Here is a 22024-nt window from a genome sequence, read left to right as displayed (position 1 = left end):
TCAGCAAGTCCGACTTGCTAAATAAAAAAGAAATAAACTATAGTGAATTGAATAAAGGTTAGGACATCGTTCAGTCGCTTTGCTTCAATAGTCCAGTGGACTGTTGAAGGTTGGAAATAGGGATTATGGAGTAATCCTCAATTAACGCCTAGTTCTATCTGCAACTCCTTGCCTTATCCTATTCCTTCATAAGATACAAAGGACGTCAAGAGCAAAGTATACCCATAGGGCATCCGTATCTGTAGAACGAGCAAGCTCGTAACAGCTACGGTAAGATAGGAGATGGACGATGTGTTCGATGAACACAAGGAAATCTATCCCTAAAGGGAGCCTCAACTGTAACCAGCTAAAGCTGGAACATCTGCGTCTCTTTTTTACACAGCTCTTAGTCCGTGTTCAGTTCTCAATCCACTATATGTTTAAAAACGTTTGAGTTGCCTCTACAACAATTCCTAAATGTTAAAATTTTGGTATAATTAAAAATATACTAAATGCAGGAGAATCCATAATAGTGGGAGATATTAAGGTTGAGATTGGAAAAAGAATCCGTTCGGCACGACTAAACAAAGGCCTTACGCAAATAGATATTTGTGATGACGAATCAGAGTTAACCATACGACAATTGGCTCGGATAGAGAACGGCCAAGCAATGGTAACGTTACCTAAAATAATTTTTTTATCAGAAAAGCTTGGAATTCCAGTTCAAGATTTACTCGATAGGAATAAGATTGAGATCCCAAACAGATATTTAGAACTTAAGAATAAGTTGATTAAATCACACACTTACGGCGATGCGGAGCGAATCAGACAACACGAATTAATGTTTGATGAAATCTATGAAGAATTCTACGACAATCTACCGGAAGAAGAGCAATTATTGGTAGAGGTTTTACAAGTTAAATTAGATGTTTTTTCAAGTAGAAATTCTGAGTTCGGAATTCGTTTACTCGAGGAATACCTTCATCAGATTCTAAAAAAGAAGCACTACAGTTATAATGATTTGCTGATTATTGATTTATATCTCTTTTGCTGCGCCATCGATTTGGAGGATAAAACCTACTTCGAGGAATTGTCACAAAAAGTCCTGTCCTACATTGATTACAGCGATTTTGAACGAATGTATGTATTAGAGAAAATATTATTGTCTATACTGACACAGATAGAACCAGATCAGTATCTTTTATACACAAAAACCTTTAGAGAAATTATAGAAACAACGAATAACTTCCAGCATAAGCCTGCTATTTATGCTTTTGAAGCAAAATATTATTTACAAGTACAGAAAGACATTGAAAAAGCTACAGAGTCGTACGATAAGTCGATTATGTTCGCAAAAATGCTGAACGATACAGTGTTAGCAAGTAACCTTGAAAAAGAAAAATCGGCAGATTTAGGCAACCTGACTTAGAAGTCATGTTGCTTTTTTATGTTTTCAATATAATAAAACCATAAAGAAAGGAAGGATTGATATGACTAGCACTACGATTGAAGTAAAAAATATTGTAAAAAAATTTGGAACGAAGATTGCTTTAGATGCTATCAGTTTTAAGATAAAGGAAGGAATGATTTTTGGTTTTTTGGGTCCATCTGGTTCTGGCAAAACAACTATGATTCATATTCTTACAGGACAATTAGCACAAGAACAAGGAATCGCCGAAATTTTTCAAAAAGATTCTCGGAATATAACTGCAGATGATTTTGAGAAAATCGGAATCGTTAGCGATAAGAGTGGATTTTACGAAAAACTTTCACTAGAAAAAAATCTACAATTTTACGGCAAATTATATGGTGTAAACAATGAAAAAATAGATGAACTTTTGCAAAAAGTAGGATTGTATGAGAGCAAAAAAATACCTGCCGAAAAATTATCAACAGGAATGAAACAGCGAATGTTACTAACTCGAGCCTTGATAAATAAGCCAAAAGTTTTATTTCTTGATGAGCCTACAAGTGGTCTAGATCCAACAACTTCTCAATCTATTCACAAACTATTGATTGATTTGAAAAATCAGGGAACATCTATTTTTTTAACAACACATGATATGAGTGAGGCGACCTTACTTTGCGATGAATTAGTTCTACTAAACAAAGGAAAATTAGTAGAAGCAGGTGTACCAAAAGAGATTATCCAAAAATACAATACAAGCAAAAAATTAAAGTTAACCTACTCAAATTTTGAAGAAAAAGAACTGACTTTCTCAGAATTTGAAGGATTAGACTTAGCGAATGTTGTAGCAGTTCATTCTTGTGAACCAACACTAGAGGATATTTTTATACAGCTTACAGGGGAGAAATTAAATGTTTAAACGAATGAAAGCTTTGATTTGGCTAAGAAATCAGATTTTAATGACTAATAAGAATTTACTTGTCCAAATTTTATTACCATTCATACTCGTGCTACTGTATAAAAACATTGTAGGATTGACCGGTATGAAGTTGATGTTTGCATGCTTATCAATGGCAATTTCAATATCTATTGGAAATATGATTTCAACCATCATTTCAGAAGAGAAAGAAAAAAATATTTTAAAAACATTGATTTTAAGCGGTGTTCGATACAACGAATATATCTTATCTGTCCTTATCCCTCCCATTATTGTTACAATCGTTACTATGACTGTGTTTCCCATTTTAACAGAATCAAATATAGACGATTTGTATTTAGAATATTCCGTAGTCATATTGTTAACTTCTTTAGCAGTGATGTTGATGAACATGTGTATTGGATTGCTGTCATCCACTCAATCACAAGCCCAAATCAATGGATTACCGATCACGTTTATTGTAGCATTATTACCAATGTTTTCAGGCATAAAAGATAGCTTAAAAAAGGTTGTAGATTGCAGCTTCATGGGAGCCTACACGAACTTTTTCACTGACCCAGAATTTTCAATTAGCGATACTTCTATTAAAATCTTAATTATTTGGAATATCTGCTTAAGTCTACTTGCTTTCTTAGCAATAAAGAAAAGTAAATCTCTGGAAATAAACAGAAGACATTCTTTGTCTAAGTTAAAATTTTTCTAGTAAAATAGGTGTTATCCGGGCATAAAGTCATATATTTATAGGCGGATATGCCCTTTTATATTGCTTGTGATTTGTCGCAGTTGCACCAATCAATGTATTCCTTAATTTGATGCTTACATCTCTCTCGCTTAATAAAATGCCCGTATTTACATTATTGTAACTAACTCCCCTCGTCCGAACAAAAAAGAACCTCCTTATAAGAGGTTCCCAGAATGTAGACAAACCGCACAATTCAGAAAAACATTACAATGATATTTAATTTTCTGTAGTTTTAAGGTTAGAAAATTTGTGAGCGTAGCGAGCACAATACCGCCACCTCCGCCGTGCTAAAAGTGACAGAAAACGTTCATTTAATAACGTTTTCTGTCATTCGGCATCTTCGAGACCTTAGACTCGAAGATGAATCATGGAATTCCGAAGGAAGTCGCTGATGTCCGAAAGCACATGAGGACGGTGGCAATAAAAAGACTTTTTCTTCAAGCTGAGAACCTCCTTATAAGAGGTTCCTTGCATCGTATCTCAAATTCGTTTTTTATAAATCATCAAAGGCGTCTTTGACCTTATCAAAAAATCCTTTTTTCTGTGGATGAACAGAGATATTTCCTGCTGCCGCAAACTCTTTCAAAGCTGCTTTTTGCTTTTCATTGAGATTAGTTGGCGTGACGATATTGACAGTCACGTATTGATCACCAACAACACCTCCACGCAGACTCGGTGCCCCTTTTCCTTTTAAGCGGAATTTCTTGCCCGTTTGCGTGCCCTCAGGAATCACCAAATCGACATCACCATGGACTGTCGGTACATGTACCGTATCCCCCAATGCAGCCTGAACAAAGTTTAAATTTAATTTATAGTGAATGGTCGTACCATCACGTTCAAACTTGTCTGAAGCCTGAACTTGAATGACAACAAAGAGATCGCCGTAAGGGCCACCATTAAAGCCTGCTTCTCCTTGACCTGCAAGACGAATTTTCTGTCCTGTTTCTACACCAGCCGGAACTTTTACAGTAACTGTATGAGCCTGCTTTTCATGACCAGTACCATGACAAGTATGACATGGATCTTTGATTTCTTTTCCACGACCATGACAGACATCACAGGTTACCTGGCGGCGCATCATACCAAGCGGTGTTTGGGTGTCCACATTAATGACTCCAGCACCATGACAGCGACCACAAGTGACCGGACTGGTGCCTGGTTTCGCACCAGAACCTGTACAAGTTCGACAGGTCGCCTCACGATTGTAGCTAACTTCTTTTTCTGCCCCAAAAATCGCCTCTTCAAATTTCAAGTTAATTCGGTATTGAAGATCATCTCCTTGACGCGGTGCATTTGGATTGCGACTTCCTCCACCACCTCCAAAGAAGCTAGAGAAAATATCTTCAAATCCTCCAAAACCTGAACCGTCAAAGCCACTAAAGCCTCCGCCACCGAAACCACCTTGGGCACCAGCAGCTCCAAATTGATCATAGCTAGCGCGTTTTTGGGCATCACTAAGCGTTTCATAAGCCTCTTGAATGTCCTTATATTTTTGCTCCGCACCAGCCTCCTTATTGATATCAGGGTGGTACTTCTTGGACATTTTCCGATAAGCCTTTTTGATTTCATCCTGAGACGCATCTTTTGACACCCCCAGACGATCGTAAAATTCTGTATTGTTCATTTAAGATACCAAGCCCGTAAACGGCAAAGTCAAAATAGCAAATGTGACGAAGACGCTTGCGTATAGGAAACATTTGTCTTTTTGACACAGACGTTAGGGCGGGTTCATTTCCTTTCTGTTAAGATACAAAGGGCGTTAAGCGGACAAAGCCAAAATAGAAGATCTAACAACGGACGTTTATGTCCTAGGAAAATCTATACCTAAAGGTAGCCATATCTGTAAGCCAGCTATGCTGGAACAGCTATGTCTCTTTTTGGCACAGTCCGTAGCCCGGGTTCAGTTAAGAACGTTTGTATTCCTTTCTATTAAAAATGTAGATTGAGCAAAGTCAAAATAGTAACTGTGACGAAGACGCTTGCGTCTAGGAAACGTTTGTCTTTTTGACATAGATGTTAGGCGGGTTCAATTACTGAAACCATCTATCCTTTCTTGTAAAATATTGGAACAGGAACAAGCTTTCCGCTCGCGTTCAATTTAGTTCCTTTCTGTTAAGATACAAAGGGCGTTAAACGGATAAAATCAAAATAGAAGATTTGACAACGGATGTTTACGTTCTAGAAAAATCTATACCTAAAGGTAGCCATATCTGTAAGCCAGCTATGCTGGAACAGCTATGTCTCTTTTTGGCACAGTCCGTAGCCCGGGTTCAATTCAGAACACTTTCCTTTCTATGTCATATTAAGTCGTTAAACAAATCGAAGAATAATAGAAAATCGTTCAGTACTTCCTCAAAAATCAATGACTCTTTCCATTTCTTACTAGCAAAGCAGGAGCCAAGAAATCCTCCCTAGCTCCTTGCTATGTGTATCCCGCGATACTTGTTTTCATTTGTTATACATAGACCTGCTCTTTTCAAATTACATTAGCAGAATTGAGTTCCGATTAGTTGAGCTCAGACAACCTATATAAGCTGAACTGAGTTCGAGCTAAGAACTTCGGAAAAAAGAGACAAAGATGTGTTGATTTCAATCAACTACAGATTCGGCTCCCTTTAGGGATAAGCCACCTTGTGTGCATCGCACACGGCGATGGCTTCCTATTTTTCTTTCGGTTTCTTAACGTCGTCACATCATAGTTAAACTCGGACTAAAAGCTCGGAAAAAAGATAGATACCCCTAGAAGCATTGCTCCTGCGTCATATCTCCTATTTTCCTGTTGCTTTTTACACGTCCTCGTATCCTACTTTTCCGTAAACTCTCCGTCTACTACGTCATCGCCTGCTTGACCTGGGTTAGCCGCACCTTCTGCGCCCCCTGCTGCTTGTTGGGCTGCTGCCGCTTGTTCGTACATCTTAACAGCTAGGCCTTGGGCTTTTTCGTTCAAGTTTTCCAATTTCGCCTTCATGTCGTCCAAGTTATTTGCTTCTTGAGCAGCTTTCAATTCGTCAAGAGCTGCTTGTGCCGCATCACGTTCTGCGTCAAAGCCTTTGCCTTCTGTTTCTTTGATTGTTTTTTCAGTCGCAAAGATTGCTTGGTCAACTTCATTACGAAGGTCAACTTCTTCTTTACGTTTTTTATCTGCTTCTGCGTTTGCTTCTGCATCTTTCATCATGCGGTCAATTTCTTCATCTGTCAAACCTGAATTTGATTGAATAACGATGGTTTGCTCTTTTTGCGTTCCAAGGTCTTTAGCCTTAACAGATACGATACCGTTTTTGTCAATATCAAAAGTTACTTCGATTTGAGGAATACCACGAGGTGCAGCTGGAATATCTGTCAATTGGAAACGACCAAGTGTCTTGTTGTCCGCTGCCATTGGACGCTCACCTTGAAGAACGTGAATATCTACCGCTGGTTGATTGTCTGCTGCCGTTGAGAAGACTTGTGATTTAGAAGTTGGAATGGTTGTGTTGCGGTCAATGAGTTTTGTAAAGACACCACCCATTGTTTCGATACCAAGTGACAATGGTGTTACGTCAAGAAGAACAACGTCTTTGACATCACCAGAGATAACCCCACCTTGGATTGCAGCACCCATAGCTACAACTTCGTCTGGGTTTACAGATTTGTTTGGTTCTTTACCAGTTTCAGCTTTCACCGCTTCAACAACCGCTGGAATACGTGTTGAACCACCTACAAGGATAACCTCATCAATTTCTGAGATAGAAAGTCCTGCGTCAGACAAAGCACGGCGAACTGGCTCTTTTGTGCGTTCTACAAGGTCACGTGTCAAATCATCGAATTTCGCACGAGTAAGGGTCATTTCCAAGTGTAGAGGTCCTGCTTCTCCTGCAGTGATAAATGGCAAGCTGATTTGAGTTGAAGTGACACCTGAAAGGTCTTTCTTAGCTTTTTCAGCCGCATCTTTCAAACGTTGCACAGCCATTTTATCTGCTGACAAGTCAATGCCGTTTTCTTTCTTGAACTCTGTAACCATGTGGTCGATGATTTTTTGGTCAAAGTCATCTCCACCAAGTTTGTTATCCCCAGCAGTCGCAAGAACATCAAAGACACCGTCACCTAACTCAAGGATTGAAACGTCAAATGTTCCTCCACCAAGGTCAAATACCAAGATTTTTTCTTCTTTGTCTGTCTTATCAAGACCGTAAGCAAGAGCTGCTGCTGTTGGCTCGTTGACGATACGCTCTACTTCAAGACCTGCAATTTTACCAGCGTCTTTTGTTGCTTGACGTTGTGCATCGTTGAAGTAAGCTGGGACTGTAATAACTGCTTTGGTTACTTTTTCACCAAGATATTCTTCTGCATAGCCTTTCAAGTATTGAAGAATCATCGCAGAGATTTCTTGTGGTGTGTATTCTTTCCCATTTGCAGCAACTTTTTCAGCAGTTCCCATTTTTGATTTGATGGAGATAATCGTATCTGGATTTGTTACAGCTTGGCGTTTTGCTGCATCACCAACGATGATTTCACCATTTTTGAATGATACAACAGATGGAGTTGTACGATTTCCTTCTGGGTTTGCAATGATTTTACTTTCTGTTCCTTCAAGAACAGCGACTGCAGAGTTTGTAGTTCCTAAGTCAATACCAATAATTTTAGACATATATTTTTCCTCTTTTTATAATTTTTTCTTTGTTTGATACTCTTCTTAGGCGGCACGGACGTTAGCAGCTTCCTTCGGAATCTCATAACTAAATTTTGAGCCCAAAGTCTCAAAATTTCCGAGTCACAAAACGCTAGCGTTTTGTGACTTTTGCCACGACAAAGAGTATCGGTAAGGCTCACTTCGTTCGCTTCATTGTTGACGCACCCGAAAAAGCAAGTTTATTTCTTATTTTCATAGTTTATCGTCATTTCGGACAAATAGTCATAATAAACAATTTCTTTTATTTATATTTGGATTTTTTAGCTATTAACAGTAGGACTGCTGTTGTAAATAAAGAGGGAAGTAAATAACTACTTTCGCTCATTACAACATTAAATCCGATGATAAATAATATTTTAAAGACCAAAATATTAACAATAAATAAGGCTAAGAATAGCAATAAAATTTTTAAAACTCTTTTATTCTTGTTGCTCATTTATTCCCCTATACTAGCTATACACCACCACCATAGCAGGGCGAAGTACCCTTTCATGCAGTTTATAGCCTTTTTGGAAGACTTGTGCAATCGTGTCAGCTGGATGTTCGTCATCTGCTGGCATGGTTTGGATAGCCATGTGGAAGTTAGGATCAAATGCCCCGTCTGCTGCTACTTCTTCAATCCCCTCGTCTTTCAGTGCTTGAACCAGACTTTCTTGAACCATTTCAAGGCCTTTTTTCACGTCATCTGTCAGACCTTCTACGGCTAGCGCACGCTCTAGGTTATCAAGCGACGGCAAGATTGCCTTAGCTAAATCCTGACTGCGATAGCGTTGCAAGGTTTGACGTTCTTCGCTGCTACGGCGTTGAATATTTTGCATTTCAGCTACGGCACGCAGATACTTGTTTTCAAAGTCCTCAGCACGTTCATTCGCAAGTTCTAATTCCGACTTTTCTTGAGTTGCTTCTTCTTGGACAACTTCTTCTGTCCCTTCCACTTCCTCAAGCTGTTCTTCTTTTTTCATTTCTTCGGTCACACGAAACCTCCTTTTTATTCATTTCAACTATTCTCTAAGATCTTTGTGCATTGTCCTTACTTTTTAACGCTCTCATGTTTTGGAGAACTGAGTTCGAGCTAAGCCCTTTGTGAAAAAGATAAATCTCTCTAGAGTCCAAAGACTCTGCGACAGATTTCCTATTTTCACTTTGGGCTTTTTACGCTCTCACATCTTAATAAACTGAACTCGGGCTAAAATCTCGGAAAAAAGACAAACACTCCTAGAAGCCTCAGCTTCTTCGTCGTATTTCCTATTTTTCATTCGATTTTTTCACGCCCTCGTATCTTAATGCACCTCGTAATGGTTGCTACTTAGATATCGATAGAAGTCGGTTAACTTCATCATGAGAACTCGGTTCACGAGATTGATAAGGCTCATCATGCGGTTGTAATCCACATTGATTGGTCCGATGACGGCTAAGATTCCGAATCCACGATAAGGGATGAGAAACTTGGTTGTCACTACGGTCAGATGAGCAAGCGATGGTTCTCGACTGTCTGCCACCTTGACACTCTGCATTTCAGCTTCAGCTAGATTGCTTCGCATTTCAAGAGCTACTTTTTGCGGAAATTCAAAAAACTGGTAAGCCCCAATATCCGCAAAATCAAGCAAGCGAATCTTTCCAGCCGTCACCACATTCTCGGTAAAAAGATCTGAGAAAATGTGTTCAAATAGATGCAAGACATTATCTGTCGTGACAAAATGCCGTTGGATAATCTGCGGAATTTCGGTCCTGAGTTTGTAATGAATATCTAGTACCGTTTTCCCCAGCAATCGTTCTAAGACCAGATTTCTGACTTCCCTTAAATCTTCACGGAGAAAATTCTTAGGAATGGCAAATTGTCTGGTCAGCGTTTTTGACTCATCTAAGGTCATCACAGCCAAAGCTGCATGCTGACTGAGAATGACGATGTCAAACGCTGTGAGTTTCTGCTGACTAGGTTCAACATCAAGCACCGCCACCGTACAGGACGTTAAATCCGACAAGATGGTCGCTGCTGTCTGCAAAATGTCATCCAGTCGGAAAAATTCCTGATCAAAACTCCTGACAACCTGATACATATCTTCTTCAGCTAAACTATCAAAGGTTAGGGAATGCTCCACAAAGTATTTGAAGCCTTCTACACTAGGCATTCGACCACTCGAGGTATGAGCTTTTTCAAGCAACCCTTTTTTCTCCAACGCCGCCATATCATTTCGAATGGTCGCACTACTTGAGGCAATGCTATCTTGAAGGGCCTTCGATCCGACTGGCTCGTGCGTTTTCGTAAAGATTTCAACGATCAAATTTAGAATTTCATGTTGGCGTTCTGTTACCAAAACCTCACCTCCATTCGGAATTCCAGCATTAGCACTCTTATCCTCTGAGTGCTAACTCATGATTCTATTATACACCGATTATTCTTAAAGTCAAGGTAGAAAAACAAAAAATTAGCACTCTTTTGATAAGAGTGCTAAAAATCAGTCTAAAGACCTAGACGCGCCATAGTTAACCAACTACCTGTCTAGTCCTGTTCTGTGTTCTTCCATTTCCAGAAGCGATACAGGATAATCCCTATCAAAACAGGGTGAATCAGGACAATCGTATCCGTCACGATTTTAGGAAACGTCACCTGCTCAAACTGTAAACGAGGCAGATTGAGAAAAAAATTAATACATAAAATAGGTATGGCTGCAATTGCCACTTTCGGACACTGTTTTTTCATTTTAATCCCCTTTCAGCGTAACGCTTTTGCAATTTGTAAAATCCAATCCCGCAATAGAAAAAGACAAAAAGGTAGGCAAGAGACAAAACTCTCCACATCCATAAGGACCAAGTATTCTCATCTCGAGGATAAAAAACCCGCCAAAAGACAGTTAGCCCGATTAGCACGACAGCCAAAAACCGCCACTTGAAGATTTGTCCAATCATGTCAAGTTTGCTCTGACGATCGCTATAAATAGTTGCTTCTTCAACTGCTGTCATAGGTTTGCGAAAATAGACAAAATTATTGCAAGTTCCGAGATTCTCCCAGCCATAGTCCTCATACATTTGGTAATAGGCATCCTGATCCTCTCCCAATCTCGGCTTGAAATCAAGGCAATAGGCCACTTCTTCCGGTTGGCATTTTTCAAAAATGAATAGACAGGGAAAGCGTACTTCTTTTAACTTCCAACCCTTACGGTGCATGTCGGTTAAGTACTCTTCTTCCTTTTCAAAATCTGTAATGAAGAACAACTTCCATTCTTTTTTCATCTTACAGCTCCTTTTTCAAGCGATACAATGTGCACAGTTGATAGGCTACAAAACTGAGCCAGATAAGCAACATCATGCCATTCCAGGCAAACTGCTGCCATTTCCACTCCGCAATGCGCCAAATCGAGCTATTAGCCAACGAAATCCAAGGCAAAATTGCAGTGGATAAAATCCGATTCGTCACAATTCTCTTTTGATAAGCATATATGCTACTACGATCATTGTAGAGGAGCGCTTCATCTGGAGTGCCTACCGCAGCTACAGGCTTGCGCCAGACAACATAGGGTGACACACCACAGACCATTTCTTCAGACTTACAAGGAAAGAATACCATTTTACCAGACCAGGGAAAAACCTCTTTTAAGGCTTGACCTGACTGGTGCATCTGTTTCAAATACTCTTCCATTTGATTCGGCTGAAAAGCCTTAAATCTCTGCTGTTTCATATCTCTCACCTCGACTATTTCGATAAAGACGTTCAATCCGATCCAGCTCAATAGCTAGAACCTCTCGTCCTAACTTCGTTATCAGATAAAGCTTACGCTTTTCCTCCTCGCGGACAAAGGCAATCAGGCCGTCCTTTTCCATCTTAGAAAGTGTGCCATACATAGTTCCTGGGCTAATCACAACTTGTCCACCCGTTAATTCCTTGGTCTTTTGGGTAATGTCATAACCATGCCGCTCTTCCTGTAAGGCAAATAAAATATAAAATGCAGTCTCTGTCATCGGAAGATAGACTCGCCTTAGTTTTTCTTCCATTTCGCTTCTCCTTGTAGCTCGATATATCGAATCTCGATACAATAAGTATATCGCACCTCGATGCAGTTGTCAAGAAAAAAATAAGGGAGTGAGACTCAATCGTGATTTCATAGAAATCGATTATCCTCACTCCTGTATTTTTAGGTTCGGGCTAAACGAATCCAATGGATTCGTTTACTCCCACCCCGCATGTTGACTAGCTTCCACAATTGAGAATTGTGGAAGACTGGAAATAGAACGAGCGTAGCTCGCTCCTTGCAATTGAGAATGGTGAAAGCTTGGAAATAGGGCTAGCGAAGAACTGTTCGCTAGCCTCTTTTAATAGAATGTTGATTGATTAACGTTTTACTAACCAGACAGCTACTGTGTTAAGCTGATCAAACTATAAAAATGAGCAGTTTTGATACTTTTTGCTCAACCTTTTACTGTTTCTTTTCTTTTAATAAAGCAATATATTCTTCTAATACAAGATGATGCTCTTCCATATACTTAGCACTGTCAATACCGACATAGCGGAAGTGCCAACTTTCAAATTTAATCCCTGTTATCTCGCTTTTTCCTTCAGGATAGCGCAGTACAAACCCATATTGCGGAGCCAAGGCCTTGATTTTTTCTGCTACTTCATCTAACTGACCTTCCGCTTCTCCCATATCGATAGCCAGTCCTGTTTGATGTTCACTGGCTCCAGGTCGCTGCACCTGATTTTTGACAAGATTTTCTGCTTCTTCTTGCGATAAGCCGCTTGCTTCAGCTTCTGCAATTCTGTCATTATACAATTGTTCTTGCTCTGTCTTGCTTCTATAGCCCGAAATAAGGATTTCTTCTGGAACAATCATTCGGGCAGCTACTAAAAACTGGTTTGTCGCTTCCGCAATTCGACTATCTACTTGAATATCCCCAATGCTCGTTAAAGAGGCTGGCTCTGTCTCTAACAAGTGGTCGCGATTAACCAAGACTAATTCCCAATCATCTGGAGAAACATTTGGTAAGGTATCTTCTTTTTGGGCTTGAGATGAGCTACTAGCAGCTGATATTGAAGTGGCTGATGAAGATCTGGTCGGTGTTGCGCCTTGAAAGAAGGCTGCTGTATCTATTTTCCAAACGAAAATAACACCAGCTAAAATGACAAGGAGGCATATCATGATTCCTGCTGTTTCGAAAAGATTTTTATTTTTCATACCCCTCCAATAGACGAGCGCCAGTCTGGCGATACGACATATCTCCTACTGCTTCTATGCTAAATTGTTCATTTTCGTATCTCAAAACAGTTATCGAACCATTATCTAGCGCTAGATTGGTTGGACGTTCTGGTTCTAATAGATTCACCAAGGTTGCAATCGTCATACCGTGGCTAACAACCAAGGCATTACCCCCACCTTGTTTTTCGAGGTCTTTAGCAATACGTTCAAAGCCATTAAAAATACGCTCTTTTAACACTTCCCAAGGTTCAGACCAATTGGCCGAGTCAGCTTCATGTACCCCATTGGCAATTTCTTCGAAAGTCATCGTATTGGCATCGACAACTCCGCTAATGCGCGGCAGCACACCACTAAACAATTCTGCATCATACATCCCTTCAAAGCTCCCAAAACACCATTCACGAATGCGTTTATCTTGATAGTAAGGAATCTTACCAAGAATGCCCAATTCTCTTTGAGCAATGGTAATCGTCTGAACTGTCCGACCTAAATCACTAGATACGGCAACCTTAAATTCTAAACCAGCTTCCTTCAAACCAAGACCTAATTCGCGAATACCCGTTTCGCCTATTGTCGTCAAGGGAGTATCACACCAGCCTTGCACCCGACCAATAGTATTAAACATGGTCTTACCATGGCGCGCAATATATAATCTAGTTTCTGCCATTGTTGTTCCTCCTTGTCTTCCTCATTCTATTATATCAAAAAACGACTGTCTAAGACAATCGTTTCCTATTCTCTAATTTTTAAAGCTATGGATTGGTGCTGGAATTTGTCCACCACGCGCAATAAAATCAGCAGATGAAGCTTGATTGACTTTCATAACGGGAGCCGTTCCTAATAGGCCACCAAATTCAATCAGGTCCCCTTCTTTGCCTTTTGGAATAATCCGTACAGCAGTTGTTTTCTGATTGATTACCCCAATTGCTGCTTCATCCGCAATCATGGCAGCAATGGTCTCTGCAGGTGTTTCTTCTGGAATGGCAATCATATCTAATCCAACTGAACAAATGGCTGTCATCGCTTCTAATTTTTCCAAATTCAGCGAACCAGATTGAACAGCTGCAATCATCCCCTCATCTTCAGAAACAGGAATAAAGGCACCAGACAGACCACCAACTTGATTACAGGCCATCACACCGCCCTTTTTCACTTGGTCATTGAGGAGAGCAAGCGCTGCTGTCGTCCCATGCGTTCCAACCGTTTCAAGACCCATTTCTTCTAAAACACGGGCTACAGAATCACCGACAGCAGGGGTTGGAGCAAGACTTAAATCCACAATCCCAAACTTCACACCCAGACGTTCACTCGCCATTTGACCGACCAATTGACCAATACGGGTAATCTTAAAGGCTGTCTTTTTAACTGTCTCAGCCACAACGTCAAAGCTCTCTCCACGAACTTTTTCTAAAGCACGCTTGACTACCCCAGGACCTGATACGCCAACATTGATGACCACATCCGCTTCACCAACTCCATGAAAGGCTCCAGCCATGAAGGGATTATCTTCTACTGCATTCGCAAAAACAACTAATTTTGCAGCTCCCATTTCAGACAGAGTCGCTGTTTCCTTGATAATCCGTCCCATATCACGGATAGCTGTCATATTGATTCCTGTCTTAGTTGAACCGATATTGACGGACGAGCAGACCTTATCTGTTTCAGCTAAAGCACGAGGAATTGAGTTGATTAAGATTTCATCCCCTTTTTGATAGCCTTTTTGCACCAAGGCAGAAAATCCACCAATAAAATCAACCCCGATTTCCTTGGCTGCTCGGTCTAGCGCTTTGGCTAGGGGAAGATAATCCGTCGCATCTGTCGCTGCTCCAACCAGAGCAATGGGTGTCACACTCACCCGTTTATTGACAATAGGAATCCCTAATTCCGCTGCAATCTCATCACCGACCGCGACCAAATCACGTGCCTTGGTCGTAATTTTTTCGTAAATCTTCTCTGCAGCTTGCTCAATATCTGTATCAATACAATCCAGAAGCGAAATTCCCATCGTGATGGTCCGAATATCGAAATTCTGCTCCTCAATCATAGCAATGGTTTCAGTTACTTGTCTAATATCCATTCCGCTACCTCTTAGATGTTATACATGGCTTCAAAAATTGCGGCGCTTTGAATGTTAATTTTAACATTCAAGCTCTCACCAAAGGTGTCAAATTCCTGACGTAAGACCGCAAAATCTTTTTTCTCATCGCTTGAAACAACTGCCATCATAGTGAAAAATTCATCTAAAACGGTTTGTGAAATATCATCAATATTCAATCCTAATTCCGCAATCTTAGCAGAAACTCCCGCTACAATACCTGTTCTATCTTTCCCAACAACTGTAATAATCGCTTTCATCTTAGCCCTCTTTCCTTTTTATCTCATGATGAATGACCCAAAAAGTCTTTGACCTCAGAAAGATCTAAAAAGACCTCTTCTCCAATTTGCAACGCTGGCATTCCCACATAACCATTTTCTTTTGCCTGTTGAAAAGCTGGATGCTGGTCTCGCAAACGGATAAAACGCTTAAAATTTGCCAAATTAGCCGTAATCTCAACAGCTTCATAGTCGAATGCCAATTCTTTTAAACCAGCCACAAACGGAGCTGTATCTGGACATTCTGTCACAAAAAATAGGGTTGCAGTCATCTTCTACCTCGCTTCTTCTACTTTCTGATTTCCATTGTACCACAAAAGTAAACCAAGCCCTAAGCGTCATCTATATTTTTTAAAAAATATTCGGAAAAAATGAAAGAAGACCTGCCTCCCGTATATACAGGAAACAAGCCCTCCACAATTCTCTTTTGCCACTAGATACGACAGATTCAGTTTACTACCTTATTTGCCTACATAGGTGTGCATTGGATACGTCAAATACTCTACATCACGTGCTTTTTCACATGTCACAAATCCAGCTGGTGCATCCATAACAGTTGGGATACGGTTTACGACAGTTGCACAAGTATGCGCTACTGTATCTGGTTTGTTAACAGAGAATATCAAATCAGGTTCACCAAAGATTTCCCAATCGCACATATCTCCGTCATCTTCACGGTAAACTTTTCCGATACATTCTACTTCTAATTCAATACCTTGGTTCGTATGAATAGTTGTAACAGCTGACATTCCTGTTACTTCTCCTGCTGGAATAGTCCGGCCAAGTGTTTCAGAATAAATGTCTTCATCAAGAATGTATGGTACACTCTTTTGGGAAATATCTTTGATGGTCAAGTTCATTTTCGCACAGATACCTTCTGCAGAATTCCACATGTAAGAAGGGAAACTTTCAGCAGAAGCAATTTCTTTTTCAAATCGTTCTACATCGTAGCCAGCACCATGTGCTTCAGCAAGTGCTAAACCGTAATCTTCTACGTTATAGCTGACAGCACCTTTAATCTTAGTGATTTTATTCATCCCTGCCATCATAAGACATGGCATATTAATCCAGTAAATATCCTGCATACCAGATCCCATAATAGTCACACCATGCTCTTTCGCCAATTTATCGAGACGATTTGTTTCTGATGGAGAAGTTGTCCAAGGATAAATTGCTTCCTCACAGGTTGAAATCACATTCACCCCATGTTTAATCGCTGTTTCATAAAAATTATACATTTCAGGCATGTATGAGAAGATAGTGACAATAGCAATATCTGCATCACAGCTTGAAAATACTGCTTCTGCATCATTTGAGATAATAACCCCTGTCTTATATCCTAGCTCTGCAAAATCACCCACATCTTGACCAACCACTGCTGGATTATTATCAATTGCTCCAACAATTTCTACTCCATGCTCTACCAAATAGCGGAACAAAACTTTGGACATTTTACCACATCCGTATTGGACTGCGCGTACTTTTGAAGTTCTCATTATGAACTCCTCCTTTTTATTGTTATTTTTTTCACAATTATAGTATAATGTCTCTAGTAACTAGAGAGTCAATAGAGAGTTTTAAAACATATGAAAAATATTTTACGAATCGGTGAATTTTCCAAAATAAACAGTATTTCTATCCGCACCCTGCGCTTTTATGACCAAATCGATTTGCTCCATCCCTATTATATTGATCCAGAAACCAATTACCGCTACTATCATATCAAGCAATCTTCCATTGTCGACTCGATTCAATACCTACGGCAGCTTGATTTTTCACTGGAAGACATCAAAGCAATTCTGTCAGACAAAAGCAATCCTCACCTTCACCAGCTAATCGAAGACCGCTATCAAGGCTTGATTCGAGAAAAGAAAGCCTTGGAACACCGGATTGCAGAGATTGATGCCTTTCGCTCAGGGGTACTACTCTATACCGAACGAAAAACCAGTAAAGAACTTGAGATAGAAATCTTGCCTAAACGAACGATTTGGACCTTCGAGCTTCCTAAAAATATCTATCAGATGAATCAAGAAGAATACGAACTATATCTCCGTTATTTAAAGCAGGAAATCTTCTTACAAAATCCTTTTTACGAACACTTTGGCAAGATCGGCTCACTCATGCAAGCGAAGGATTTTAAGAAACAGCAATGGATTTCTACACAATTTGCTCTCCTTCACAACCCCTATCTCCAATCTCCTCTGGTCAAGGAAGTGACACTAGCAGCTGGATCATATGCCGTTAGCTATTGTTCTTCCTTTGAGGAAGAAATTGACCGCTTGCCCTACTTTTTCAAAACACTAGTAGCAAAACAATTAACTCCAGTCGGCCCTTACATCTGTGAAGTCATTCATGAACAACCAAACTTGTTAGAACAAGAACGCGATATGTTCATCAAAATGCAGGTTGCAGTCAAAAAAATGGATGCAAGTCGTGATTTTCCTAAATAATATTTATAAAAATAAGATTAGATATTCTGATACACTCCCCGTATAGTAGACAGTGAAAAAACAAACATTCACTAGACACTATATGGGGAGTGTTCCTATATCCAAAAGAAGTCTCAAAATCAGTAGAAGAGAAATTAGAATTCATTCAAATTGTCCCTTACTCATGAATGCTTTATCAGCCAGTTAGTAAAGCTATCTCCAAATTTACAACACACAGCGCTATCGAGCAAAATGAAACAACCTGACTCCTTGGGAATTCAGGAATCAGGTTGTGTAATATCTTTTATGATTTGACTATCTACTTGACAGGGAACCGTTCATTCTTTTCTAATCTTACTCCTTATAGAACGTAAATCTTCCGAAAATATTGAGTTGAACAACCAAATAGCCCTGCCAATCAACCTTTGTATCAATCTATTTTTACAAAAACAAGAAAAACCGGACCGTTTGTCAGGCTTCTTTTTTCTTCTGTCGATGATACAGTATGCTCAAAAATAGCCAGCGAAAGGCATTATCTAAAAGCGTTCCAGCCCAGATACCTGGTAAGCCAAGACCCAAGGTCACACCAAGCAGGTAGCCTGTGCCAATTCGAATCCCCCACATACCAATCGTTGTCGCGTAAAAAGGAAGTTTGCCATTGCCTAAGCCCTGCCATACCGCCGTGTAGATGACAGTTCCTATTGTAAATGGTGTACCTAAAAGCGAGAAGAGGATAACCAAGAGACTGGCAGCGACTGCTTCCTTATCCTGTGTATACAACTGCGTTAAGGGAGTTCCAAAAGCGTAAATCAGAAACGCCAAGGGCAGCATGAAACCAAGGGTTAACCAATAGCTTTTCCTTGCTATCTGGCTAATTTCCTCTCTATTTCCCTGACCCAAGCTATGCGCTACCAAAAGGACGGTCGCTGTTGCAATCCCAAAGGCTGGCATATAATTGAACTGGGTGAGTACCTCGCCAATCGCATTCCCTGCGACAGCCTGCGTTCCAAAGCGTACAACAAGGGCGATAATGACAACATCGCCTGCCCGCATCATGAGACGCTCTCCTGCCGCTGGTAAGGATAAACGAAGCAACTCCCTATCTAAGCTCCAGCTAGGCTTAGCAAAGGAAATCGTGAGGGATTTCCACAAGACCACAACCCCCACTAGGCGAGCCAAAACAGTTCCTAGAGCAACACCTACAATCCCCCAGTCGAGTATGAAAATAAAAAAACTAGAGAAAAATGCATTTAAAACATTGGTTAGCAAGCTAACATACATGGGTAACCGAGGATTGCCAGCCGTGCGCACCAAGGCTCCAAGACTGGTCATTAAGCCTAAAAAGACAATCGTACCACCGACAATGGCTAGAAAGATACCTCCTGCTTCTGCCACAAGTTTTTCAGTTCCTAATAAACTGAGAATCTCTTGTCCAAAGAAAAGGGAAATCAAGCCCAAGATGAGACTCATCAATAAAGTCATTGTCAAGGCTCCCGTTGCATGATTAGCTTGTGATTCTTGGTCTCCTGAACCCATACTACGCGCTAACACACTTGAAATAGCTACTCCTAAGGCAATAAAAATGGCCTGATAAATCGCAATGATATTTCCTGCGACAGATACACCTGAGATAGCGACTAAGCCTAAACTAGCCACTAAGTAACTATCCACCAGCCCTATGAGCATCTGCAAGACATTTTCTGCCATGGCTGGCAAGGCTATCTGCATCATTTTTTTGTATTCTACCATATCGCAAAGAGGCAAAGAGCTTGCTCCTGCCTCCACTTTCTATTATTTTTAAAAAATGATTTCTGACTAAACTCCTAGATAGCGCTCAACTTCTCTTTGCATATCAGCTGCTGCGACAACTGTCTTATGGCGAACAGGGGCTGTTTCTAAACCGTCTACTGCTGGCGGAAGAGCCACTCCTGATAAACTCTGTAAGGTCGCAAGAGCCTCAAAATCACTCAATCCTGTTTCTCCTGTGATAGCTTCTACTGCAACAACGGGGAATTTATAAGGACTAGCCGTTGAAGCAATCACTGTTTTTCTGCTGTCTTGACTGGCTGCGGCATATTTTTGGTAGACGCTAGAAGCAACTGCTGTATGCGGATCTTCGATGTAGCGAGACATATCATACACACGCTTAATTTCTTGAGCAGTTTCTTCTTCCGTCGCCCATTCTGCTGCAAAGAGGTCCAATATCTCTGGATCTACTGGGTCTAATTGGTACTGACCCTCTCTTGATAAGGCTGTCATCAATTGAGCTGTTTTTGCCGCATCATTTCCTAACAGGTGAAAAATCAGGCGTTCCAAGTTTGATGAAACAAGGATGTCCATGGACGGACTAGTCGTTACCTTAAAGGCACGTTTCTTATCATAAACCTTGGTCTTAAAAAAGTCGGTCAAGACATTGTTTTCATTCGAAGCACAAATCAATTTTCCAACTGGTAAGCCAATTTGTTTGGCATAAAAAGCCGCAAGAATATTCCCAAAATTGCCTGTTGGAACTGTGAAATTGACCTCCTGTCCTGCTACAATTTCACCTGCCTTAACCAATTGCGCATAGGCATAGACATAGTAAACAATCTGTGGCACAAGGCGACCAATATTCATTGAATTAGCAGATGAAAATTGCATCTTCTGTTCTGCTAATTTAGCACGCAAGGTTTCATCGTTAAACATTTCCTTGACATTGGTCTGCGCATCGTCAAAGTTTCCGTCAATAGCAACCACATGGGTATTGTTGCCTGTTTGAGTGGTCATTTGCAATTCTTGAACTTTGCTGACACCATCTTTGGGATAAAAGACAATAATTTCAGTCCCTGGAACATCCGCAAAACCAGCCATCGCCGCCTTTCCAGTATCGCCAGAAGTTGCTGTTAAAATGACGATTTTATTTTCCAAGCCATGCTTTTTAGCTGCTGTTGTCATCAAGTAAGGCAAGATAGACAAGGCCATATCCTTAAAGGCAATCGTTGAGCCGTGGAATAACTCAAGATTGTATTGTCCATCTAGCTTCACCAATGGTGCAATACGCTGATCATCAAACTTGCTATCATAGGCACTGGCAATGCAATAATCTAATTCAGCTTCCGTAAAATCATCCAGGAATGCTCCTAAAATGATCTTTGCGATATCTTGATAAGATTGATTCTTTAGGCGGTCAAAATCCAAGCTGACCTGCGGATATGTTATAGGCGTAAAGAGTCCTCCATCTGTTGCCAAACCTTGCAAAATGGCCTGACTGGCGGTTACGGTATTGTTGCTATCTCGTGTTGATTGATATACTAGTGTCATGCTGCATCCTCAAAATCTTTTTTTCTATTTTATCACAATTTGTCAGAAAATTGAAAGAATCTAAGAAAAAACCAGATGAAAATCTGGTTTTCTTCTTAATCATATACTAATTCAACGAGAGGAACGACCTCGAACAATCTTTCCTATCACTCTTTTTTTAGGGATGGAAGGAGACCAAGTTAAGCCAAAAATCACATTACATAGCCAAATAAAGAAGGCAAATACAAGCAGAGGAATCACACAAGTGGTCACAACTAATACCGCTACAGCATCCACCATATTTCCAAAAGCAGTCTCAAACTTCTCGAGCAATCCTTTTGCTGCCCCTGTCACCTTTTCCCAAATAGAGTTCTCACTTTGTTCCTTAGTTGTTTCAGATACTTGCTGAGCGGCTTCAATGGTCTTTGCGATGGAACTATTATAGGTCGACTCAATCTTATTCGACACAAAGACACTCGTAGGAATAATAAATAGTATAACAGCTGAAAAAAGCGAGAGACGGATTGCTAACTGCTTGACCTTCTTGTTGTTTAAGTAGATATTCCCAGCAAAAAGGACAAGTGCCCCTGGGACAAGCCATTTAAAGACCACTAGACCTGTAATTGACAGAAGATATTTTTGCAACCAGATTCCAGCATACACCACTAGTAAATAATCTGCCAAATCAGCTATATTTTCCGCTAAGGGGCCACCAACATCTCCTGGAATTAAGGTGATAGCTGTAGACGTTGTTCCCGTCAAGGCTGTTAAGGTTAAAACCGTTTCTTTTTTCTCATCCAAAGCAAGAATCGATTGGGCATTCATGTTTAAAACCAGCTGAGAGTCTGATAAAACAAAAAAGGACACCACTGCGAGCAAAAGAAACAAACCAACCAGCACTTCTTTCTGGTATCTGTAAATCCAGTTTACCATACTATTTTCTCCATTTCATACATTCTCTATCAGAATTTGATGAATCAGCCCTAGTATATCATATCGGACTCTTTGCGTCTACTGAAC

21 protein-coding genes are annotated in these 22024 nt (G+C 40.3%); 4 read left to right on the top strand and 17 right to left on the bottom strand.

The genetic code is table 11. The features are described 5' to 3' along the window. The first annotated feature begins 511 nt into the window (after positions 1 to 511). From J5M87_RS01300 to J5M87_RS01290, 3 genes are all read left to right on the top strand, one after another. Positions 512 to 1408, top strand: coding sequence for a helix-turn-helix domain-containing protein (locus J5M87_RS01300; protein WP_160463125.1), 897 nt, complete (start codon positions 512 to 514; stop codon positions 1406 to 1408). A gap of 61 nt (positions 1409 to 1469) precedes the next feature. Next, on the top strand, positions 1470 to 2306 hold the full coding sequence (locus J5M87_RS01295; protein WP_154607749.1) for an ABC transporter ATP-binding protein: 837 nt from the start codon (positions 1470 to 1472) through the stop codon (positions 2304 to 2306). Next, positions 2299 to 3027 carry an ABC transporter permease gene (locus J5M87_RS01290; RefSeq protein ID WP_154607750.1) on the top strand — a complete coding sequence of 243 codons (729 nt, stop codon included), beginning with the start codon at positions 2299 to 2301 and terminating at the stop codon, positions 3025 to 3027. The genes J5M87_RS01295 and J5M87_RS01290 overlap by 8 nt, the downstream gene beginning before the upstream one ends. Positions 3028 to 3559: 532 nt before the next feature. Here J5M87_RS01290 and dnaJ read toward each other — a convergent pair. From dnaJ to J5M87_RS01220, 14 genes are all read right to left on the bottom strand, one after another. Next, entirely contained in the window at positions 3560 to 4690 is a 1131-nt protein-coding gene (gene dnaJ, locus J5M87_RS01285) for a molecular chaperone DnaJ (protein WP_154607751.1), read from the bottom strand. A gap of 1179 nt (positions 4691 to 5869) precedes the next feature. Continuing rightward, the gene (dnaK, locus tag J5M87_RS01280; protein ID WP_068989079.1) at positions 5870 to 7693 is read right to left on the bottom strand and encodes a molecular chaperone DnaK; all 1824 of its coding nucleotides are present in this window, start codon (positions 7691 to 7693) and stop codon (positions 5870 to 5872) included. A gap of 491 nt (positions 7694 to 8184) precedes the next feature. Further along, on the bottom strand, positions 8185 to 8697 hold the full coding sequence (gene grpE / locus J5M87_RS01275) for a nucleotide exchange factor GrpE (protein WP_154607879.1): 513 nt from the start codon (positions 8695 to 8697) through the stop codon (positions 8185 to 8187). Positions 8698 to 9015: 318 nt separating this feature from the next. Further along, positions 9016 to 10050 carry a heat-inducible transcriptional repressor HrcA gene (gene hrcA / locus J5M87_RS01270; protein ID WP_154607752.1) on the bottom strand — a complete coding sequence of 345 codons (1035 nt, stop codon included), beginning with the start codon at positions 10048 to 10050 and terminating at the stop codon, positions 9016 to 9018. 185 nt (positions 10051 to 10235) lie between these two features. Further along, positions 10236 to 10436, bottom strand: coding sequence for a hypothetical protein (locus tag J5M87_RS01265; protein WP_154607753.1), 201 nt, complete (start codon positions 10434 to 10436; stop codon positions 10236 to 10238). Continuing rightward, positions 10433 to 10966: a DUF2812 domain-containing protein gene (locus J5M87_RS01260; protein WP_154607754.1), complete on the bottom strand. Its 534-nt coding sequence runs from the start codon at positions 10964 to 10966 to the stop codon at positions 10433 to 10435. Before J5M87_RS01260 ends, J5M87_RS01265 begins: the two co-directional genes overlap by 4 nt. 1 nt (position 10967) lies before the next feature. Continuing rightward, positions 10968 to 11411, bottom strand: a complete 444-nt coding sequence (locus J5M87_RS01255; protein ID WP_154607755.1) for a hypothetical protein — start codon at positions 11409 to 11411, stop codon at positions 10968 to 10970. Then, positions 11392 to 11724 carry a PadR family transcriptional regulator gene (locus J5M87_RS01250; RefSeq protein WP_154607756.1) on the bottom strand — a complete coding sequence of 111 codons (333 nt, stop codon included), beginning with the start codon at positions 11722 to 11724 and terminating at the stop codon, positions 11392 to 11394. Before J5M87_RS01250 ends, J5M87_RS01255 begins: the two co-directional genes overlap by 20 nt. Before the next feature lie 422 nt (positions 11725 to 12146). Then, positions 12147 to 12902: a M15 family metallopeptidase gene (locus tag J5M87_RS01245; protein ID WP_160463126.1), complete on the bottom strand. Its 756-nt coding sequence runs from the start codon at positions 12900 to 12902 to the stop codon at positions 12147 to 12149. Next, positions 12892 to 13590, bottom strand: a complete 699-nt coding sequence (locus J5M87_RS01240; RefSeq protein ID WP_154607757.1) for a histidine phosphatase family protein — start codon at positions 13588 to 13590, stop codon at positions 12892 to 12894. Before J5M87_RS01240 ends, J5M87_RS01245 begins: the two co-directional genes overlap by 11 nt. Before the next feature lie 72 nt (positions 13591 to 13662). Continuing rightward, on the bottom strand, positions 13663 to 15000 hold the full coding sequence (locus J5M87_RS01235) for a PFL family protein (RefSeq protein WP_154607758.1): 1338 nt from the start codon (positions 14998 to 15000) through the stop codon (positions 13663 to 13665). An 11-nt stretch (positions 15001 to 15011) separates the two neighbouring features. Beyond that, positions 15012 to 15278 (bottom strand): ACT domain-containing protein, encoded by a 267-nt coding sequence (locus tag J5M87_RS01230; RefSeq protein WP_154607759.1) that lies wholly within the window; start codon positions 15276 to 15278, stop codon positions 15012 to 15014. A 23-nt stretch (positions 15279 to 15301) separates the two neighbouring features. Continuing rightward, positions 15302 to 15568, bottom strand: a complete 267-nt coding sequence (locus J5M87_RS01225) for a hypothetical protein (RefSeq protein WP_154607760.1) — start codon at positions 15566 to 15568, stop codon at positions 15302 to 15304. 189 nt (positions 15569 to 15757) lie between these two features. Further along, complete coding sequence (locus tag J5M87_RS01220; protein WP_154607761.1) at positions 15758 to 16792, bottom strand: NAD(P)H-dependent amine dehydrogenase family protein; 1035 nt, start codon at positions 16790 to 16792, stop codon at positions 15758 to 15760. 90 nt (positions 16793 to 16882) lie between these two features. Here J5M87_RS01220 and J5M87_RS01215 point away from each other — a divergent pair, with 90 nt between their 5' ends. Continuing rightward, the gene (locus tag J5M87_RS01215; protein ID WP_154607762.1) at positions 16883 to 17746 is read left to right on the top strand and encodes a MerR family transcriptional regulator; all 864 of its coding nucleotides are present in this window, start codon (positions 16883 to 16885) and stop codon (positions 17744 to 17746) included. Positions 17747 to 18196: 450 nt separating this feature from the next. Here the strand turns inward: J5M87_RS01215 and J5M87_RS01210 are convergent, their stop codons facing one another. The 3 genes from J5M87_RS01210 to J5M87_RS01200 all read right to left on the bottom strand — a co-directional run bounded on the left by J5M87_RS01210 (position 18197) and on the right by J5M87_RS01200 (position 21937). Then, positions 18197 to 19474 carry an MATE family efflux transporter gene (locus J5M87_RS01210; RefSeq protein ID WP_154607763.1) on the bottom strand — a complete coding sequence of 426 codons (1278 nt, stop codon included), beginning with the start codon at positions 19472 to 19474 and terminating at the stop codon, positions 18197 to 18199. Between the two features lie 66 nt (positions 19475 to 19540). Continuing rightward, on the bottom strand, positions 19541 to 21025 hold the full coding sequence (gene thrC, locus J5M87_RS01205; RefSeq protein ID WP_154607764.1) for a threonine synthase: 1485 nt from the start codon (positions 21023 to 21025) through the stop codon (positions 19541 to 19543). Positions 21026 to 21136: 111 nt separating this feature from the next. Next, positions 21137 to 21937, bottom strand: a complete 801-nt coding sequence (locus J5M87_RS01200) for a hypothetical protein (protein WP_154607765.1) — start codon at positions 21935 to 21937, stop codon at positions 21137 to 21139. Positions 21938 to 22024 lie beyond the last annotated feature (87 nt).

Source organism: Streptococcus sp. zg-86 (assembly GCF_017639855.1).
In the GTDB taxonomy this organism is placed as follows: Bacteria; Bacillota; Bacilli; order Lactobacillales; family Streptococcaceae; genus Streptococcus; species Streptococcus zhangguiae.
This window is presented reverse-complemented; position numbering and strand designations above follow the sequence as displayed.

What these genes read in the sequence shown, in the direction of transcription:
- J5M87_RS01295 (WP_154607749.1), top strand. Translation starts at nt 1,470, where the DNA reads ATGACTAGCACTACGATTGAAGTAAAAAATATTGTAAAAAAATTTGGA.
- J5M87_RS01290 (WP_154607750.1), top strand. Translation starts at nt 2,299, where the DNA reads ATGTTTAAACGAATGAAAGCTTTGATTTGGCTAAGAAATCAGATTTTA.
- dnaJ (WP_154607751.1), bottom strand. Translation starts at nt 4,690, where the DNA reads ATGAACAATACAGAATTTTACGATCGTCTGGGGGTGTCAAAAGATGCG.
- dnaK (WP_068989079.1), bottom strand. Translation starts at nt 7,693, where the DNA reads ATGTCTAAAATTATTGGTATTGACTTAGGAACTACAAACTCTGCAGTC.
- grpE (WP_154607879.1), bottom strand. Translation starts at nt 8,697, where the DNA reads ATGAAAAAAGAAGAACAGCTTGAGGAAGTGGAAGGGACAGAAGAAGTT.
- J5M87_RS01265 (WP_154607753.1), bottom strand. Translation starts at nt 10,436, where the DNA reads ATGAAAAAACAGTGTCCGAAAGTGGCAATTGCAGCCATACCTATTTTA.
- J5M87_RS01260 (WP_154607754.1), bottom strand. Translation starts at nt 10,966, where the DNA reads ATGAAAAAAGAATGGAAGTTGTTCTTCATTACAGATTTTGAAAAGGAA.
- J5M87_RS01255 (WP_154607755.1), bottom strand. Translation starts at nt 11,411, where the DNA reads ATGAAACAGCAGAGATTTAAGGCTTTTCAGCCGAATCAAATGGAAGAG.
- J5M87_RS01250 (WP_154607756.1), bottom strand. Translation starts at nt 11,724, where the DNA reads ATGGAAGAAAAACTAAGGCGAGTCTATCTTCCGATGACAGAGACTGCA.
- J5M87_RS01245 (WP_160463126.1), bottom strand. Translation starts at nt 12,902, where the DNA reads ATGAAAAATAAAAATCTTTTCGAAACAGCAGGAATCATGATATGCCTC.
- J5M87_RS01240 (WP_154607757.1), bottom strand. Translation starts at nt 13,590, where the DNA reads ATGGCAGAAACTAGATTATATATTGCGCGCCATGGTAAGACCATGTTT.
- J5M87_RS01235 (WP_154607758.1), bottom strand. Translation starts at nt 15,000, where the DNA reads ATGGATATTAGACAAGTAACTGAAACCATTGCTATGATTGAGGAGCAG.
- J5M87_RS01230 (WP_154607759.1), bottom strand. Translation starts at nt 15,278, where the DNA reads ATGAAAGCGATTATTACAGTTGTTGGGAAAGATAGAACAGGTATTGTA.
- J5M87_RS01225 (WP_154607760.1), bottom strand. Translation starts at nt 15,568, where the DNA reads ATGACTGCAACCCTATTTTTTGTGACAGAATGTCCAGATACAGCTCCG.
- J5M87_RS01220 (WP_154607761.1), bottom strand. Translation starts at nt 16,792, where the DNA reads ATGAGAACTTCAAAAGTACGCGCAGTCCAATACGGATGTGGTAAAATG.
- J5M87_RS01215 (WP_154607762.1), top strand. Translation starts at nt 16,883, where the DNA reads ATGAAAAATATTTTACGAATCGGTGAATTTTCCAAAATAAACAGTATT.
- J5M87_RS01210 (WP_154607763.1), bottom strand. Translation starts at nt 19,474, where the DNA reads ATGGTAGAATACAAAAAAATGATGCAGATAGCCTTGCCAGCCATGGCA.
- thrC (WP_154607764.1), bottom strand. Translation starts at nt 21,025, where the DNA reads ATGACACTAGTATATCAATCAACACGAGATAGCAACAATACCGTAACC.
- J5M87_RS01200 (WP_154607765.1), bottom strand. Translation starts at nt 21,937, where the DNA reads ATGGTAAACTGGATTTACAGATACCAGAAAGAAGTGCTGGTTGGTTTG.